Consider the following 16,728-nt stretch of genomic DNA (forward strand, 5'->3'; position numbering starts at 1 on the left):
CCCCGACGCACCGCCCTCACCTCACCACCCCCGACGCACCCCCCACCTCACTCCCCGAGCAACCGCCGCAACCACCGCACATGCGCCTCCCGACAGTCACGAGACACCGCCGCCTGGGGCGCGAGCCCGTCGAACCCGTGAAATCCGCCAGGCCAGACATGGAGCTCGGCGACCCCACCCGCCTGCCACAACCGAGACGCATACGCGACGACCTCGTCCCGGAACGTCTCCGCGGACCCCACATCGAGAAACGCCGGAGGCAACCCCGTCAGATCCTCCGCCCGCGCGGGCGCCGCGTACTCGGACACGTCCGGCCCACCCCGCCGCTCACCCAGCAGCGCCGTCCACCCCGTCTCGTTGGCCGTCCGGTCCCACACCCCCCGCCCCGCCATCTGGTGGGCGGACGGGGTGTCGTTGCGGTCGTCGAGCATGGGGCACAGCAGCACCTGCCCGATCGGCCGAGGCCCCTTCCGGTCCCGCGCGAGCAACGCCAGCGCGGCGGTCAGCCCACCACCCGCACTCGCCCCCGCGATGACGATCCGCTCGGCATCGCCGCCGAACTCCTTCGCGTGCGCGGCGGTCCACAGCAGACCCGCGTAGACGTCCTCGACGGGCGCCGGGTGCGGATGCTCGGGAGCCAGCCGGTACTCCACGGACACCACGATCGCGCCCAGCTCCCGCGCCCAGGCCAGCGGCTCGTCCACCCCGACCCGGTTGTTGCCGACGACCATGCCGCCGCCGTGGACGTGGTAGATCACCGGCAGCGGGCCCGGCGTCGCCGGGGCGGCCGGGCGGCAGATCAGCAACGAGATCTCCGGCGCACCCTCGGGCCCCGGCACGATCCGGTCCTCGACCTCGTAGAACCCGCCCATGGTGAGGTCGAGCTGCGCCAGCATCTGGATGCCCGGTCCCTGGCGCATCGCGGGGATCTCGTCCATGGTCAGCGCGCGCGGAACCATGTCCTTGATCGCCTCCAGAGCCGCGGCGAGCTCCGGATCGAACGGGGGAGGGATCATGGTCATGGCTTCTCCTCGTGCGGGTACCGCGTCCACGGTTCGTCCGTACCGCGATGCGTGCCAACGGTTCGTACCGCGATGATGCGCGCGACGGCAGGGCGGGCGGACGCCGTCGTACGGCGGTGGATGCCCGCCATCCGGCGGGTGGCCCGCGGGAAACCCGGGGAGAGGCGGCCGGCGGAAGCCCGTAGCGGCGCGTCCGGCGGAAGCACGCAGCGGTGCGGTCCGTGGGTGTGCCGACCGCTGCCCGTACCCACATCGAACACACAGTTCACGCCATAGCTTTCGAGCATCACCACCCCATGGCGCCCGGAAGTGGCCGGTCGCCGGACAGGGGAGGCCGGCCCCCGCGCTCGCCGTCCGGGAGCCGGTCGCACGTGTCGGCCAGGCGTGACACCCGTACCGGCCGCCCCCGCAGACCAGTGGGTCGGGTACGGCCACCAGCGGAACCCCGGTCCCTCGGCCGCGTCGCGCGACCGTGGCGGTCTCCGGGCGGAGGTCGGTCGCCCATACACCGAGCGGAGGTGGAAGACTGACCGATCGTCTGTTCGGGGCCATCTTCGCCACGCTTGTGGAGATGGCGCGAAATAGCTGTCGGGTTGCACAGATTTCGAACACATTCGCCAAACTGCCCAGCCACAAAGATCGGTGGCCCGAACCCGAGCTCCCGCGTGGCCGGTACTCCCCCGGCCGGAACGACCTTCACCGCTTCTGCAAGGATGCCGTCCTCATGGTGCAGATACCGAAAGAGCCCGCCCCGCCCTCGCCCCTGCAGCGATCCGTGCCCACGAGCGCCGATGTGGCACGACTCGCGGGTGTCTCACGCGCGACGGTCAGCTACGTCCTCAACAACACCAGCGCCGTCCGTATCAGCGAGCCCACCCGTCGCCGGGTCCACGAGGCCGCCAAGGAACTCGGCTACGTGCCGCACGCGGCGGCCCGCAGCCTGCGCGCCGGACACAGCCGCCTGGTCCTGATGCCCACCCCGAACGTGCCCATCGGCCCGCTCTACAGCCAGTTCATCAACGAGATCCAATGGGCCCTCAGCCGTCTCGACTACACCGTCGTGCAGCACGGCGGCATCGGCCTGCGCGGCGACGACGCCGCCCGCGCCTGGGCCGAACTGCGCCCGGTCGCGGTGATCGTGCCCGGCGTCGGCCTGGGCCCGCAGGGTGTGGCCGTCCTCAAGCGCTCCGGCGCCAAGGCCGTCGTCACCCTCACCCCCGAACCCGTCGAGGGCGCCCACGCGCTGATCCTGGACCACGCGGGCGTCGGCCACAGCGCCGGCCGGCACCTGATCGAGCGAGGCCGCCGCCGGATCGGTGTCGTCGTGCCCGAGGAGCCCGGCCTCGGGGTCTTCTCCCAGCCCCGGCTCGCCGGCGTACGGCGCGCGGTGCAGGGCACGGAGGCGACGATCACCGAGCTGCCGCTCGCGTACGACGAGGCGGCCGCGGCCCGGCTCGCCCGCGACTGGCGCTCCCTGGGTCTGGACGCGGTGTTCGCGTACAACGACGAATACGCGATGCTGGTGATGCGGGCTCTGCAGGACGAGGGCATCGGCATCCCCGGGGAGACGGCCGTGGTCGGGGCCGACGACCTGATGCTCGGCCGGCTGCTGCGGCCGCGCCTCAGCACCGTCCACTTGGAGCTGCCGTCCGGACGTCACCTCGCGGAACTGGTCGACCGCGTGGTGCGCGACCCCGCGTCGGTCCCCACGACCCACGACGTACTGGGTGCGAGGATCGTCCACCGCGAATCGAGCTGAACGGCGACCGTCCGAGGCGAACGGCGATCATCGCGCTGAGCGGACAGGGCAGGACCGGACCCCTCGCCTCGGGAGGCGCGTCATGCGCACGACGGTCGGCATCATCGGCGGCGGCCCCGCCGGGCTCCTCCTCGCCCGGCTGCTGCACCGGGCGGACATCGACTGCGTGGTCCTGGAGAGCCGGACCCGCGCGTACGTGGAACAGCACCTGGGGGTACCGCCGGCCGGAGGCTGGGGGAGCGGCTAACGCTGGAGCAGGGCACGGTCGACGCGCTGCGCGCGTGCGGCGCCGCCGAACGCCTGGAGATCGAGGGCTTGGTGCACCACGGCATCGAGCTGCGCTTCGACCGCGAGCGGCACCACCTCGACTTCCCGGTCCTCACCGGCGGCCGTACGGTCACGATCTACGCCCGGACGGAGGTCTCGTGAAGGACCTCGTCGCCCTCCAACTCGCCGACGGGCCACCGCTGTTGTTCCAGGCGGAGGCGATCGGCGTCGAGGGCGCGCTCGGCGAGCGGCCGGTGGTGCACTTCGTCCACGACGGCTACCAGGAGAAGCTGTCCTGCGAATGGGTGGTCGGCTGCGACGGCTTCCACGGCATCGCCCGCCATGTCTTCCCGGCCTCGACCCGCCGGGTGTACGAGCACGAGTACCCGTACTCCTGGCTCGGTGTCCTGGCCGAAGTCACTCCGTCCTGCGAGGAGTTGATCTACGCACGCGGCGAGCACGGCTTCGCCCTGCACAGCATGCGCCCACCCGTCTCCCGCCCCCACCCTTCCGGGGAAGGCGCTTCGCTCCCGGTGCGCTCGCCGGTGTCCCGGCTCCACCTTCAGGTCCCGAACGGCACCGACCCCGCCGAATGGCCCGACGTCCGCGTCGTGGCACGCGCCTTCACCGAGCTGTACGAAGGCGGAAAGGCGCAACTCCTCTACCGCTAGTCGCAGTTGTGCCTCGACCGGGTCTGGCAGGCGACCCGCTTCTCGTACGACATGACCAGGATGCTGCACACCCGGCCGGACGGCGGCGCCTTCGACCGCCGCCTCCAGCTCGCCAGGCTGCGCCGGATCACGGCGTCCCGGCAGGCGGCCGCCGAACTGGCCGCCAACTACACGGGACTGCTCCTGACCTGGTGAACCGGCCGGCTCACTGACCGTTCTGCTCGACCTGCGCCTGCTGCTCGGCGACGGCCTTGCGGACCTCGTCCATGTCCAGCTTGCGAGCCTGCCCGATGACGTCGGTCAGCGCGGCCTCGGGCAGCGCGCCCGGCTGCGCGAACACGGCCACCTGGTCACGGACGATCATCAGCGTCGGGATCGACTGGATACCGAAGGCCGCGGCCAGCTCCGGCTGCGCCTCGGTGTCCACCTTGCCGAACACCAGGTCCGGGTTGTCGTCGGCGGCCTTCTCGTAGACCGGGGCGAACTGCCTGCACGGCCCGCACCAGGACGCCCAGAAGTCGATCAGGACGAACTCGTTGTCGGTGACCGTCTGGTCGAAGTTCTCCTTGGTGAGCTCCACGGTGCTGCTCATGGCGTGCATCCCTCTTCCTGGTATCGGTGCTCGGGGCGAGCCGCACTCGACAACGCCGCCCCGCGGTGGCGTATTCCGCGCGCGTACCCGTTTGGCCACCGCGCACACCAACAACCAGACTGACCCCATGACGGATACGGAGAACACCGAAGGCGCCGCAGGCGAAGCGACGCCGACCGAGTACGACGTCGTGGTGCTCGGTGCCGGACCAGTGGGGGAGAACGTCGCCGACCGCACCCGCGCGGCCGGCCTGTCCACCGCGATCGTGGAGAGCGAGCTGGTCGGCGGCGAGTGCTCGTACTGGGCGTGCATGCCCAGCAAGGCCCTGCTGCGCCCCGCGATCGCCCGCGCGGACGCCCGCCGTGTACCCGGCCTGCGTCACCTGGTCGACGGCCCACTGGACACCGCCGCCGTGCTCGCCCACCGAGACTACGAGACCGCCCACTGGAAGGACGACGGCCAGGTCGGCTGGCTGGAGAGCGTCGGGGCGAAGCTGTATCGCGGCCAGGGGCGCCTGGCCGGGCCCCGCCGCGTGGTCGTGGACGCCCCCGACGGCGGCCGCCACGTCCTCACCGCCCGGCACGCCGTGGTGGTCTCCACCGGCAGCCGCGCCCTCCTGCCCGACCTGCCGGGACTCGCGCAGGTCAGGCCCTGGACGAGCCGCGAGGCCACCAGCGCGCGGACGGCCCCCGGCCGGCTGATCGTCGTCGGCGGCGGTGTCGTCGCCGTCGAGATGGCCACCGCCTGGCGGTCCCTGGGCTCCGAGGTCACCCTCCTCGTCCGCGGCAAGGGGCTGCTGCCCCGGATGGAGCCCTTCGCCGGTGAACTGGTCGCCGAGGCGCTGGCCGAGGCGGGCGCGGACGTCCGCACCGGTACGTCGGTGACGGCGGTGTCCCGCGAGAACGGAACCGTGGTGGCCCTCACCGACACCGGCGACCGCCTGGAGGCCGACGAGATCCTCTTCGCCACCGGACGCGCCCCGCGCACCGACGACCTCGGCCTCGACACCGTCGGCCTGGAACCCGGCTCATGGCTGCCCGTCGACGACAGCCTCCGGGTGACGGGCAGCGACTGGCTGTACGCGGTCGGGGACGTCAACCACCGGGCGCTGCTCACCCACCAGGGCAAGTACCAGGCCCGGATCGCCGGGGCCGCCATCGCCGCCCGCGCGGCCGGGGTCCCGCTCCTGGAGAGCGACCCCTGGGGCGCCCACGCGGCCACCGCCGACCACGCAGCCGTCCCCCAGGTCGTCTTCACCGACCCCGAGGCCGCCGCCGTCGGCCTCTCCCTCGCCGAGGCCGAACAGGCCGGCCACCGGGTCCGCGCGGTCGACGTCGAGTTCTCCTCCGTCGCGGGGGCGGGCCTGTACGCCGACGGCTACCGGGGCCGCGCCCGTATGGTCGTCGACCTGGACCGCGAGATCCTGCGCGGCGTCACGTTCGTCGGCCCCGGCGTCGGTGAACTCATCCACTCCGCCACCGTCGCCGTCGCCGGAGAGGTCCCGATCAACCGGTTGTGGCACGCGGTGCCCTCGTACCCGACGATCAGCGAGGTGTGGCTGCGGCTGCTGGAGGCGTACCGGGGCTGAACCGGCCGGCGCGACGGGGCGGACGTCGCCTGTCGTGGCGCCACTCGGGGCGCAAGTCGGGGCGCTAGCTGTTCTGTTCGGGGAGAAGGAAGCCGAGGGCGCGGGCGGCGTCGGCCGGGGTCGGATCGTTCCAGCGGTCGGCCATCGCCTGGTTCGAGGAGAGGGAGCGCAACTCGGCGTGGTCGAGGTAGAGCATGCCGTCGAGGTGGTCCGTCTCGTGCTGGACGATCCGGGCGGGCCACCCCGAGAACTCCTCGTCCACCGCCCGCCCGTGCTCGTCGAGCGCGCGTAGGCGCACCTTGGCGTGCCGGGCCACCACGGCCTGCCAGCCCGGCACGCTCAGACAGCCCTCGAAGAACGCGTCCCGGGACGGGCCCACGGCCTCGTACGCCGGATTGACCAGGACGCGGAACGGCTGCGGGACCCGGCCCCGGGCCAGCCGCACCTCCTCGGGGACCGGCGCCGGGTCCTCGATCACCGCGATGCGCAGGGGCACCCCGACCTGGGGTGCGGCGAGGCCGACGCCCGGGGCCGCGTGCATGGTGGCGCGCAGGGCGGCGACGAAGCGGGCCAGGAGGCCCGGGGCCAGCTGGCCGTCGAAGGGCTCGGCGGTGCGGCGCAGGACCGGATCACCCGCGGCGACGATCGGCAGCGGCCCCTCGTGGGCGAGGAGCTCCTCGACCTGGTCGCTCAGGGGGCGGGACTCGGTGCGATCACGTTCGAAAGGCATCGGGCCAGGATGCCAACCCCGATCGCGCGACGCGAGGCGGCTCTCGCGGAGACCAGCCCGCGAAGGGACGAGAAGTACCGGAGTTGGTACGTGACCCGCATCACACAAAGCGCCGGGAACTCGGAGGCCGCACGCCCCGACTACTGAACCGCCACGTCGTCCCCGCAACCCGGAGCGTCCGCCGATGACCATCGCCCCCTCGACCGAGACGGACGAGCCCCAGAAACCCGTCGCCAAGCCCGACGGCGCCACGAAGGGCTGGGCCTCGCTCAGGCCCCTCGTCCTGCGGCTGCACTTCTACGCGGGCGTCCTCGTCGCCCCGTTCCTGCTGGTCGCGGCGCTGACGGGTGGGCTGTACGCCGCCTCGTTCTCGATCGAGGACATCGTCTACGTGGACCGGACGACCGTCGCGAAGGTGGGCGACGAGAAGCTGCCGATCTCCGAGCAGGTGGCCGCCGCCCGCAAGGCGCACCCCGAGGGCACCATCGCCGCCGTCCGCCCCTCGCCGGAGGACGACGCGACGACCAGGGTGATGCTGACGGGCGTCGAGGGCATCGACGAGACCAACACCCTCGCGGTGTTCGTCGACCCGTACACGGCTCAGGTGCGCGGCGCCCTGGAGCAGTACGGCTCCACGGGCGCGCTGCCGGTGCGGACCTGGATCGACAAGTTCCACGCCAACCTCCAGCTCGGCGAGACCGGCCGCCTCTACAGCGAACTCGCCGCGAGCTGGCTGTGGGTCATCTCCGGCGGCGGCCTCGTGCTCTGGTTCGCCCGCCGCCGCGCGCAGCGCAAGGTGCGCGGCACCAGCGGCCGCCGCCGCACCCTGGGCCTGCACGGCACCGTCGGCGTCTGGGCCGCCGCCGGGTTCCTCTTCCTCTCGGCGACGGGCCTGACCTGGTCGACGTACGCGGGGGCCAACATCGAGGTCCTGCGCACCGAGCTCCACCAGGCGACCCCGGCCATCTCGGCCGCCGCGGGCGACCACGGCGGCCACGACGAGGCCGCGGCGGACGGAGGGGCCGCCGCGGAGGGTGACCTGGACAAGATCCTCGCCGCCGCCCGCGCCGAGGGCCTCGGCGACCCGGTGGAGATCGTGCCGCCCGCCGACGAGTCCTCCACGTACGTCGTCAAGCAGGTTCAGCGCAGCTGGCCCACCAAGCAGGACGCGGTGGCCGTGGACCCCGCCACCGCCGAGGTGACCGACACGCTCCGGTTCGCCGACTTCCCGATCCTCGCCAAGCTGTCCCGCTGGGGCATCGACGCCCACACCGGCGTCCTGTTCGGCCTCGCCAACCAGCTCCTCCTGATGGCCCTCGCGCTCTCCCTGGTCATGCTCGTCCTCTGGGGCTACCGCATGTGGTGGCAGCGCGGCCGCGCCTCGTCCTTCGGCCGCCCGATCCCCCGCGGCGCCTGGCAGCAGGTACCACCCCAGATCCTGGTCCCCGCCCTCGCCCTCATCGCCGTCCTCGGCTACTTCGTGCCCCTCCTCGGCATCCCGCTCGCCGTGTTCATCGCGGTGGACGTCGTTCTGGGCGAGATCGCGCATCGGCGCGGGAAGCGGTCGTACGAGGGCCGGGTGGAGGCGAAGTAGGTCCGCCGGGGGAGACGGGACAGGTCTCTTGGCGGAGGCAGGAACAGGTTTTGCGGCGGAGGCCGGAACGGGTCTCCCGGCGGAGGTGAAGCAGCGCGAGGGGGCGCGTCCGGTCGGACGCGCCCCCTCGCGCTGTGACGTCGTCCACAGCCGCTCGACTCTCGGGCTACAGCCGCTCGAAGTCGCCCGAGAGCGCCGAGGCGATCCGCAGATGGGACTCCGCCTCGTCGTGGCGGGCCTGCCGCTGGAGTGTGCGGCCCAGCATCAGCCGGGCGTAGTGCTCCACCGGGTCCCGTTCGACGAGAACGCGCAACTCGGCCTCGGCGCGGCGCAGTTGGGCCGAGTGGTAGTAGGCGCGGGCCAGCAGCAGCCGTGGGCCGGTCTGTTCCGGAACCTCCTCGACCAGCGGGCCGAGGACGCGCGCGGCTGCGGCGTAGTCCTTGGCGTCGAAGAACATCCGGGCGCGTTCCCAGCGCTCGGCCGATGTTCCGTGGTCGTAGTACGTCGTGTCCACTGGTGACCTCCTTCGACGGCCCACAACCCCCACTGTCTGTTGAATATTCCACTACTTCATCGCGGCCAGCTCCGCGTTGGCCCGCTCGGTGATGAGCGTCAGTACGCGCCCGGCGGCCGCCAGGTCCTCGGCGGGGATGTCGGCGTAGATCCGGGCGGAGATGGGTGCGGTCTCGGCGGCGGACCTGGTGAAGGATTCCCGTCCGGCGTCCGTGATCCTGAGCCGGGACGGCTGTGCCGGGTCCGTCTCCACCAACTCCGCGGCGACCAGCTCCTCGACGACGGCCCGTATGTCGGTTTCCCCGACCTTGAGGGCGTCGACGACCTGGTCCACGAGCCGGTCGCGGTCGACGGGTTCGTCGGCGACCGCGACGACCCGGAGGGTCACCGACTGCGGGAACGTCAGGCCGTGGCCGGTCAGCACCCTCTCCAGTACCGCGCGGCCGGCGTAGTGGGCGAGGGCGATGACCCGGGGGTTGGTCGTGGGTGCGACGGCGGTCATGACTGCTCCTTCTCGTGTGCGTGCTCGGTGGAAGGGGTGAGCGGTACGTCGAGCAGGGTGGTCAGCTCGCGGGCGAACTGGTGCGTGCGGGCGCCGTCGAGGCCGCCGAGCGGCTCCAGCAGCCGGTGCAGCAGCCCCTGGACGACCTCGATCGCGCGCCGGGTGACCTCGCGCCCCTGCTCGGTCAGCTCCAGCCGCACGGCGCGGGGGTCGCGGGGGTCCCGGGCGCGTTCCAGGAGGCCTGCGGTCTCCAGGGCGCGGGCGAGCTTGGAGACGTACAGGGCCTCCAGCCCGGTGTGGTCGGCGAGCTGCCGCTGGCTCGGCCGCTGTCCGGCCCGGTGCATGCCGTACAGCGACGCCACCAGCGCGTACTGCGCGTGCGTCAGCCCCAGCGGGGCGACCGCGCGATCGACCGCGACCCGCCACTTCATGGACAGCCGCCAGACGAGAAAACCGGGCGTCCCGCCCTCGAAAGCCGCACTCATGAGAGATACCGTACATGGCTACTATGGCCATGGCTACTATTTTTGATCGAGGCGGCGGGCGGGCCGGATGCACGCCCCGCGCCGTTTCCGAGTCACGTGACCCGGGGCGGGAGGGGGGATGGCTGACGGTGGGAGCCGGACGGGTCTAGGTTGTGGAGCATGAGCAATCTTGATCGCGAGGCGGTGCCCGCGGTGTGCGGTGGCCGTGGCTTCGTGGTGGCCGAGCCGGTTCGTGAACTCCTCAGCCCCCGCCGGGTGAAGCTCGGCGAGTCCACCGAGGTGCGGCGTCTGCTGCCCAACCTGGGCCGCCGCATGGTGGGAGCGTGGGCCTTCGTCGATCACTACGGGCCCGACGACATCGCCGACGAGCCCGGCATGCAGGTGCCGCCGCACCCGCACATGGGCCTGCAGACGGTCAGTTGGCTGCATCAGGGGGAGGTGCTGCACCGCGACTCCACGGGCAGCCTCGCGACCATCCGCCCGCGCGAGCTGGGACTGATGACCTCCGGGCGGGCCATCAGCCACTCGGAGGAGAGCCCCAGGTCGCACGCCCGTTTCCTGCACGGCGCCCAGCTCTGGGTGGCGCTGCCGGACAGCCACCGGCACACCGACCCGCGCTTCGAGCACCACGCCGAACTGCCCGTCGTCACGGCGGCCGGCCTGAGCGCCACCCTCATCCTCGGCTCCCTGGACGGCGCGACGTCACCCGGCACGACCTTCACGCCGATCGTCGGCGCCGACCTGACCCTGGCCGCCGGCGCCGACCTGCGCCTCCCTCTCGAACCCGACTTCGAGTACGCCGTCCTCTCCATGTCCGGCGAGGCCCATGTCGACGGCGTCCCCGTCCTCCCCGGCTCCATGCTCTACCTCGGCTGCGGCCGCACCGACCTCCCCCTCCGCGCCGACTCGAACGCCTCCCTCATGCTCCTCGGCGGCGAACCCTTCGAGGAGGAGCTGATCATGTTCTGGAACTGGATCGGACGGTCGCAGGAGGAGATCGCGCAGGCGCGTCGGGACTGGATGGAAGGGACGCGATTCGGGGAAGTGAAGGGGTACGAAGGGGACCCGTTGCCGGCCCCCGCACTACCGCCGACGCCTCTGAAGCCGCGAGGAAGGGCTCGCTGACCTGCGAATGTGGCTGATTGGTCGGTGACGGGTGGGTGACTCGCCGCCGTGCGTTGGCTTCCGCGGTTCCTTCGTCTGCGGGAGGGCGGCTGGGCGCGGCGTAAGCCCGACGCGGGTGCTGAGCCATTCCACGGTGTTTCCGTCTTTGGGTGGCTGTGGCAGGACGCTTAACCCTTTGCCAACCGTGCTGACGCGTCATCAGATGTCGGTAGGGGTTGGTGTCCTGCCTTTGCGGGGGTAGGGCGGTCGCTGCAGGCCGGGTGGTCCCTGGACGACTTCCGACTTGGCGAGTGACCGAGTCCCAGGCGGGCAGGGGGACTTGGTGCGCGACCTGATTCGACGACGCCTCCGTCGCCGAGGTCGTGCCGGCCTTCGAGCGGATGGCAGCGACCGCGGTTCCTCGCCAGCTGCCGCTGGACAGCCCGCCCCTCGTCCTGGGCGCCCGCCTCACCCGCGGAGGCGCCAAGGCCTCGGGAGTACGGCGTCGGCTCTTCACTGCGACGTTCGATGTCGCTGGTAGATGGGGTTACTGCAGGACCGCGGCGCCGACTGCCGCCGCTGGTGCCGGGGGCGGCACTGGTCGCATCCGTGGTAGGCGATGGTTGACTGCGTGCGACCCTGGTGGCTGGTCGTGCTCAGGGCCGCGGTGGCTGCATATCCCGGTGGGGCCGTGAGCGATGTCAAACTCCACGCTGTGAGGGGGGCGGCCCTGTCGGTGAATTGGGGTCCTGGACCGATGTTCACGGTCGGACGACGGGCCGCCGCACAGCCGGCTCCCAAGCCCTTGAGGTACGCCGTTTTGCGGACCCGGCATTCGAGCAGAGCGCGGGAGCGGTGAGCAAGCGGTAAGCGCCGGATGGCCTCCCCCTCGCTGGGGTGCAGCGTGTGCGGCAGTGTTGCCTCGGTAGAGTCGGCGGCTGCGAAACCGATACCCACGGGTGTCCGGGCGAGGGCGATCACGACGGTGGTGCGCGCGTGTCGCCGTTCAGTGAAACAACCGTGGTTCTGGATCACTTTCCGTGCCAGAGCCACGGAGGGTCACCACAACCGCGATCATGAACGGCCGTGGGTGATGTGTTCCTCCAGGACCTGTGGTTCCACCGGGTCGAAGGCGTTGTGCTCGAAAGTGCAGTGGTCGACGGCGAGTTGGTGATCGTGCGGGCCCGCGCGTCGGCGGAGCGGGCTGCGTGTCCTGCTTGCTCGACGACGTCGGGCCGAGTGCACAGCCGATACGTACGCCGCCTCGCCGACACCGCAGTCGGCGGTCGTCACGTGGTGATCGAGTTACAGGTCCGGCGGTTCCGCTGCCGCGACCGCGCCTGCCGGCAGGCCACGTTCGCCGAGCAGGTCGACGGGCTGACCTTCCGGCACGGGAGACGAAGCGCTGGGCTGCAGACGGTGCTGCAAAAGGTGGCGGTGATGCTGGCGGGCCGGGCCGGCGCCCGCCTGGCGGACACGCTCGCGGTCCGGGCGAGCCGGTCTACGCTCCTGCGGCTGATACGCCGCCTTCCGGAGCCGGAAGTGCACACACCACGGGTGCTCGGAGTGGACGAGTTCGCCCTGCGCAAGGGACACAACTACGGCACGATCCTGGTAGACATCGACACGCGCCGTCCGGTCGACCTGTTGCCCGACCGGGCCACGGCAACGGTGGCTGCCTGGCTCACCGACCATCCCGGCGTCGAGGTGATATGCCGTGACCGGTCGACCGCTTACGCCGAGGCCGGACGGCTCGGCGCCCCGGATGCGATCCATGTCGCGGACCGGTGGCACATCTGGAAAAACCTGGTGGACGCCGTCGAGAAGACGGTCATCCAGCACCGCGCCCTGCTGCGCGAGCCGGAGGAAACTCCCCCGGTCCGCGCTGAGCCCCTCGAGAATCCGGCTCTTATGCCGCGTTCCCTGGATGAGCCACGACAGTCAGGCCGTCTGTCCGATCGGGTGCGGGAGCAGCACTCGGCCGTCCATGCCCTGCTGGATGAGGGGCTCGGGCTGCGGCCGATCGCCCGCCGGCTGGGCCTGGCCCGCAACACCGTCCGCCGACTCGCGAATGCGGCCACCGCGGACGAGCTCCTCGTCGGACGGTGGACCGGCAGGACCAGCATCCTCGATCCCTACAGGCCCTACCTGCATCAGCGGTGGGCGGAGGGCTGCACCGTCGCCCGCCGCCTGTTCGAGGAAGTCCGCGAGCGCGGCTATCCCGGTGGCGAGAGCGTCGTGAAGAAGTACGTGCAGCGGCTCCGCGAAGCCTTCCCGCACGACGATCCGCCCCGCAAAGCGCCGTCCGTGCGGGACGTGACCAGCTGGATCACCCGTCGCCCCGACCGCCTCACCGACGACCAGGCCCAGCAGCTCAAGCAGATTCTCGCCCGCTGCCCCGCCCTCGGTAGAACCGCCGAACACGTCAGTCTCTTCGCCGAGTTGATGAACGACCGCCGGGGCCGGGACCTCAGTCAGTGGACAGAGCGCGTGCAGGCTGACGACTTGCCCGCCCTGCATGGCTTTGTCACCGGCCTCGGCCAGGATTTCGATGCCGTCGTCGCCGGGCTCAGCCTGCCCTACAGCTCTGGAGCGGTCGAGGGCCACAACAACAAGATCAAGATGCTGAAGCGGCAGATGCTCGGCCGCGCCAACTTCGACCTGCTCCGCAAGCGGGTCCTCCTCGTAGCGTGAGGCCGTTCATGATCGCGGTTGTGGTGACCCTCCGTGGCTCTGGCACGGAAAGTGATCCAGAACCCGTGCAGGTCTGGCCCAGAACATGGGAGTGCCAGTTGGTGCGCGCGCCCGGTGAGAAGCGGACCATGTCGACGCCAATCCGGGTCGGCTCCTGGCCGTCGTGGACGACGTCCCACCAGACGTCACCGGTGAACCAGCCCGACGGGGCCTCGTTGCTGGGCTGCTGCTTGACGAACTGCATGGCGCCTCACACATCGTCGCCTGCGAGCGGGGTTTGGGATGCCGGCCCGACGACGCCGTCGCGGCCCGTCCCTATCGGGCGACGTAGCCGCCGTCGACGGGGAGGGCGACGCCGACGACGAAGCCGGCTCCGGGGCTGCACAGCCACAGGACGGCGTGGGCGATCTCCTCGGCGGTGCCGAGGCGGTTGATGGGCTGGTTGGCCTCGGCCTCGGCGCGGTCGAGCTCCCCCTTGGTGATCATGTCGCTGACCATGGGGGTGTCGATGGTGCCGGGGCAGACGGCGTTGACGCGGATGCCGCGCGGGGCGTATTCGAGGGCGGCGCTGGTGGTCAGGCCGATCACGCCGTGCTTGGAGGCATGGTAGGAGGCGCGGCCGGGGAGGCCGACCAGGCCGCCGAGCGAGGAGCAGTTGACGATGGCGCCGCTGCCCTGGGCGCGCATGTGCCGCAGCTCGTGCTTCATGCAGGCCCACACGCCGCGGAGGTTGATGGCGTTGACGCGGTCGAACCGCTCGGCGGGTTCCTCGGCGGCATCGCTGGGCGGGATCTGGATGCCGGCGTTGTTGTAGGCCATGTCGAGGCGGCCGAAGGTCTCGACCGTGCGGTCGACCGCGGCGGCGACCTGTTCCTCGTCGCTGACGTCGCAGGTGAGGGCCAGCACCCGGTGGCCGACGTCGGTGAGGTCCTTCGCGGCGGCGTGGAGAGCGGCTTCGTCGACGTCGGTGAGGGCGACGGCGGCCCCGGACTCGGCGAAGGCGCGGGCGGTCGCCAGGCCCATGCCTGAGGCGGCTCCGGTGACGAGGGCGACCTGACCGGTGAAGTCGTAGGTGGGGTTCACGTCGTGCTCTCCCATCGTGGATGATCTGTGGTTCTGGAGTCCCCCGTTCCGTTCATGGCAGGGGGCTGCTCGCTTGCTTTGTGCGCTGGGTCGCGTCAGGTGTGCGGCGGTCAGGGCTGGGGTCAGCGATGCGACGGTGTCTGTACCGGCTCGTCATCCAGCGCGTGGGCCGGGGCGGCAGGGTGCTGGGCCACGATGCGGCTCCTGCCGGAGGTGCCACGGACGGCGAGGGCGATGAGCGGGAGCAGGGTGAGCGCGGCGATGACGGTGCCGACCAGGGGCGGGCCGGTCACGCCGAGGGAGGAGTCCAGGGCCGCACCCGCGATGAAGGATCCGCCGGCCACGCCGACGTTGAAGGCGGAGGTGGTCAGCGCGGACGTCAGGGTCGGGGCGTCACCGGCGAACCGCATGGCGAGCGCCGTGACGACGGGGTTGACCGCGAAACCGGTCAGGCCCATGAGGAAGACCAGGACGGTGGCCGTGACCGCGTTGGTGGACAGCGGGATCATCAGGAACAGGACCAGGGCGGTGGCCGCTGCGGCTGTGATGGTGGTGCCCATCGGACGGCGCTCACCCAGACGGCCACCGGTGGTGGTGCCGCCCAGGGCGCCGATACCGAAGGCGATGAGGACGAACGGGACGGCGCCCGCCGGGATCCCGGCGCGGTCGGTCAGCAGCGGGGTGACATAGCTGTAGGTCGCCAGCACCCCGCCCATGATCAGCATGGCGGCGCTCAGTGCCAGCCACAGCCGGCCCTGGCGCAGAGCGCCGAACTCGGCGCGCGGCGAGACGGTCACGCGGTGTTCCTGGGTGGGGATGAAGCGGCCGATGAACACGGCGGCGAGCGCGGAGAGAGCGGCCAAGGCCCAGAACGGGCCACGCCAGCCGACGAACTGGCCGGCGAAGGACCCGATGGGCACGCCGACGACGTTGGCCAGGGTCAGCCCACCGATCATGACGCCGGTCGCGCGGGTGGCCCTCTGTGGGCCCGCGGCGGCGGTGGCGACGACGAAACCGACCGACCAGAACGCTCCGGTGGCCAGCGCGGTGACGACGCGGGCGGCGAGGACGACGGAGAAGGAGCTGCTGAGGGCAGCCACCACGTGACCGAGGCTGAAGACGGACAGGGCCAGAAGCAGCGTCTGACGCTGGGGCAGGCGCAAGGTGGCCATCGCCATGGTCGGCGCCCCGATGATCATGCCGATGGCGAATGCGGTGATGAGCAGTCCGGCCTGGGAGGTGCTCACACCGAGGCCGGTGGACAGTTCGGGAAGCAGCCCGGCGATGACGAACTCGGTGGTGCCCATCAGGAACGTACCTGCGGCCAGCACCCAGACGACGAAGGGGAGCTTGCCGGGGGTGGTCCCGGATGTGGAAGGCATACGGGTGGACTCTCCTTGAGCGGAATGGCGGATCGGAATGTGGTCAGGCCACGGGGACGGGAAGGCCGCCAGAGCGGGCGGCGGCCACCTGTTTCAAGGTTCCACGGCCGAAAGGGGGCGGAAACGGGAGAATGTTCTCCCCCCTCTGGGTCGCTGGCCGCATGCTTGCGGTGGCTGTCGGCCGGGTCAGGGGGCGGCTTCGATAGTGATGTGTTTGGCGTCGGCGAGCCGTTGGGTGTCGCTGTCGTCGACGTGGCCGAGGATGATCAGGTCGGCCGAGGCGGAGTCGCCGTCGCGGTAGAACAGCGCCATGTTGCCCCAGGGTGCGTAGTAGGTCAGGTCGCCGGCCTTCGGTGCTGCCGGGGCCGGGGCGCCGGAGGTGTCCAGCTTGCGCGGCAGATAAGCGATCCGCTCCGTCTGGTGGAAGTCCTCCAGATCGAGGCTGAGCGGGAGCAGGGAGGCGAAGTCGCGGGCTACGGCGTTGTCGTCGAGGGTGGCGTCGACCGGTTGGCCGTCGAGGGTGAGCCGGATGTCCATGGCGGTATTCCTGTCGGACGATGCGGTGGATGTCGGGCGGGTCGGCGTCTGTTGCCGTACGGAAGGGGACGACGCGGAGGGCGCGGAGGGGGTGGCGGGCGAGTTGTCGGTGCAGGCGGTGACGGCAAGCAGCAGGGCTGTGGCTGCGGCGCCGCGGGCCGCCCAGGTCGGGAGGGTGGTCGGCATTACGGGGCGTCCAGGGGGT

General features: G+C 71.5%; 14 protein-coding genes and 1 pseudogene. 6 read left to right on the forward strand and 9 right to left on the reverse strand.

Annotated elements, in window-relative coordinates:
• Window positions 1-47: 47 nt before the first annotated feature.
• Window positions 48-1,022: an alpha/beta hydrolase gene (locus OG202_RS42525; RefSeq protein WP_328224486.1), complete on the reverse strand. Its 975-nt coding sequence runs from the start codon at window positions 1,020-1,022 to the stop codon at window positions 48-50.
• A 724-nt stretch (window positions 1,023-1,746) separates the two neighbouring features.
• Here OG202_RS42525 and OG202_RS42530 point away from each other — a divergent pair.
• The gene (locus tag OG202_RS42530) at window positions 1,747-2,781 is read left to right on the forward strand and encodes a LacI family DNA-binding transcriptional regulator (RefSeq protein WP_326574365.1); all 1,035 of its coding nucleotides are present in this window, start codon (window positions 1,747-1,749) and stop codon (window positions 2,779-2,781) included.
• A gap of 82 nt (window positions 2,782-2,863) precedes the next feature.
• Window positions 2,864-3,914, forward strand: a pseudogene (locus OG202_RS42535) (FAD-dependent monooxygenase).
• A gap of 10 nt (window positions 3,915-3,924) precedes the next feature.
• On the opposite strand, the gene trxA reads toward OG202_RS42535, so the two are convergent.
• Window positions 3,925-4,311, reverse strand: coding sequence for a thioredoxin (trxA, locus tag OG202_RS42540; protein WP_326574364.1), 387 nt, complete (start codon window positions 4,309-4,311; stop codon window positions 3,925-3,927).
• A gap of 127 nt (window positions 4,312-4,438) precedes the next feature.
• Here trxA and OG202_RS42545 point away from each other — a divergent pair, with 127 nt between their 5' ends.
• The gene (locus OG202_RS42545) at window positions 4,439-5,899 is read left to right on the forward strand and encodes a dihydrolipoyl dehydrogenase family protein (protein WP_326574363.1); all 1,461 of its coding nucleotides are present in this window, start codon (window positions 4,439-4,441) and stop codon (window positions 5,897-5,899) included.
• A 64-nt stretch (window positions 5,900-5,963) separates the two neighbouring features.
• Here the strand turns inward: OG202_RS42545 and OG202_RS42550 are convergent, their stop codons facing one another.
• On the reverse strand, window positions 5,964-6,629 hold the full coding sequence (locus tag OG202_RS42550; RefSeq protein ID WP_326574362.1) for a peptide deformylase: 666 nt from the start codon (window positions 6,627-6,629) through the stop codon (window positions 5,964-5,966).
• Between the two features lie 184 nt (window positions 6,630-6,813).
• Between OG202_RS42550 and OG202_RS42555 the strand changes: the two genes are divergently transcribed.
• A complete protein-coding gene (locus OG202_RS42555; RefSeq protein WP_328224487.1) occupies window positions 6,814-8,223 on the forward strand; it encodes a PepSY-associated TM helix domain-containing protein in 1,410 nt (469 codons plus the stop codon).
• 166 nt (window positions 8,224-8,389) lie between these two features.
• Here OG202_RS42555 and OG202_RS42560 read toward each other — a convergent pair whose 3' ends face one another.
• From OG202_RS42560 to OG202_RS42570, 3 genes are read right to left on the reverse strand one after another with little or no spacing between them, the layout of a single operon-like run.
• Window positions 8,390-8,737, reverse strand: coding sequence for a tetratricopeptide repeat protein (locus OG202_RS42560; protein WP_326574360.1), 348 nt, complete (start codon window positions 8,735-8,737; stop codon window positions 8,390-8,392).
• A gap of 51 nt (window positions 8,738-8,788) precedes the next feature.
• The gene (locus OG202_RS42565; protein WP_328224488.1) at window positions 8,789-9,238 is read right to left on the reverse strand and encodes a MarR family transcriptional regulator; all 450 of its coding nucleotides are present in this window, start codon (window positions 9,236-9,238) and stop codon (window positions 8,789-8,791) included.
• Window positions 9,235-9,723 (reverse strand): MarR family winged helix-turn-helix transcriptional regulator, encoded by a 489-nt coding sequence (locus OG202_RS42570; RefSeq protein ID WP_327726652.1) that lies wholly within the window; start codon window positions 9,721-9,723, stop codon window positions 9,235-9,237. The genes OG202_RS42565 and OG202_RS42570 overlap by 4 nt, the downstream gene beginning before the upstream one ends.
• 159 nt (window positions 9,724-9,882) lie before the next feature.
• On the opposite strand from OG202_RS42570, the gene OG202_RS42575 reads away from it, so the two are divergent.
• Together OG202_RS42575 and OG202_RS42580 are read left to right on the forward strand one after the other, a co-directional pair.
• Entirely contained in the window at window positions 9,883-10,848 is a 966-nt protein-coding gene (locus tag OG202_RS42575; protein WP_326574357.1) for a pirin family protein, read from the forward strand.
• 1,065 nt (window positions 10,849-11,913) lie between these two features.
• The gene (locus OG202_RS42580) at window positions 11,914-13,521 is read left to right on the forward strand and encodes an ISL3 family transposase (RefSeq protein ID WP_328224489.1); all 1,608 of its coding nucleotides are present in this window, start codon (window positions 11,914-11,916) and stop codon (window positions 13,519-13,521) included.
• 315 nt (window positions 13,522-13,836) lie between these two features.
• Here OG202_RS42580 and OG202_RS42585 read toward each other — a convergent pair whose 3' ends face one another.
• From OG202_RS42585 to OG202_RS42595, 3 genes are all read right to left on the reverse strand, one after another.
• Complete coding sequence (locus tag OG202_RS42585) at window positions 13,837-14,604, reverse strand: SDR family NAD(P)-dependent oxidoreductase (protein ID WP_327732060.1); 768 nt, start codon at window positions 14,602-14,604, stop codon at window positions 13,837-13,839.
• 122 nt (window positions 14,605-14,726) lie between these two features.
• Complete coding sequence (locus tag OG202_RS42590) at window positions 14,727-15,986, reverse strand: MFS transporter (protein WP_328224490.1); 1,260 nt, start codon at window positions 15,984-15,986, stop codon at window positions 14,727-14,729.
• A gap of 186 nt (window positions 15,987-16,172) precedes the next feature.
• A complete protein-coding gene (locus OG202_RS42595) occupies window positions 16,173-16,709 on the reverse strand; it encodes a cyclophilin-like fold protein (RefSeq protein ID WP_327726649.1) in 537 nt (178 codons plus the stop codon).
• Window positions 16,710-16,728: the final 19 nt, after the last annotated feature.

The organism is Streptomyces sp. NBC_00310, from assembly GCF_036208085.1.
Lineage (GTDB): Bacteria > Actinomycetota > Actinomycetes > Streptomycetales > Streptomycetaceae > Streptomyces.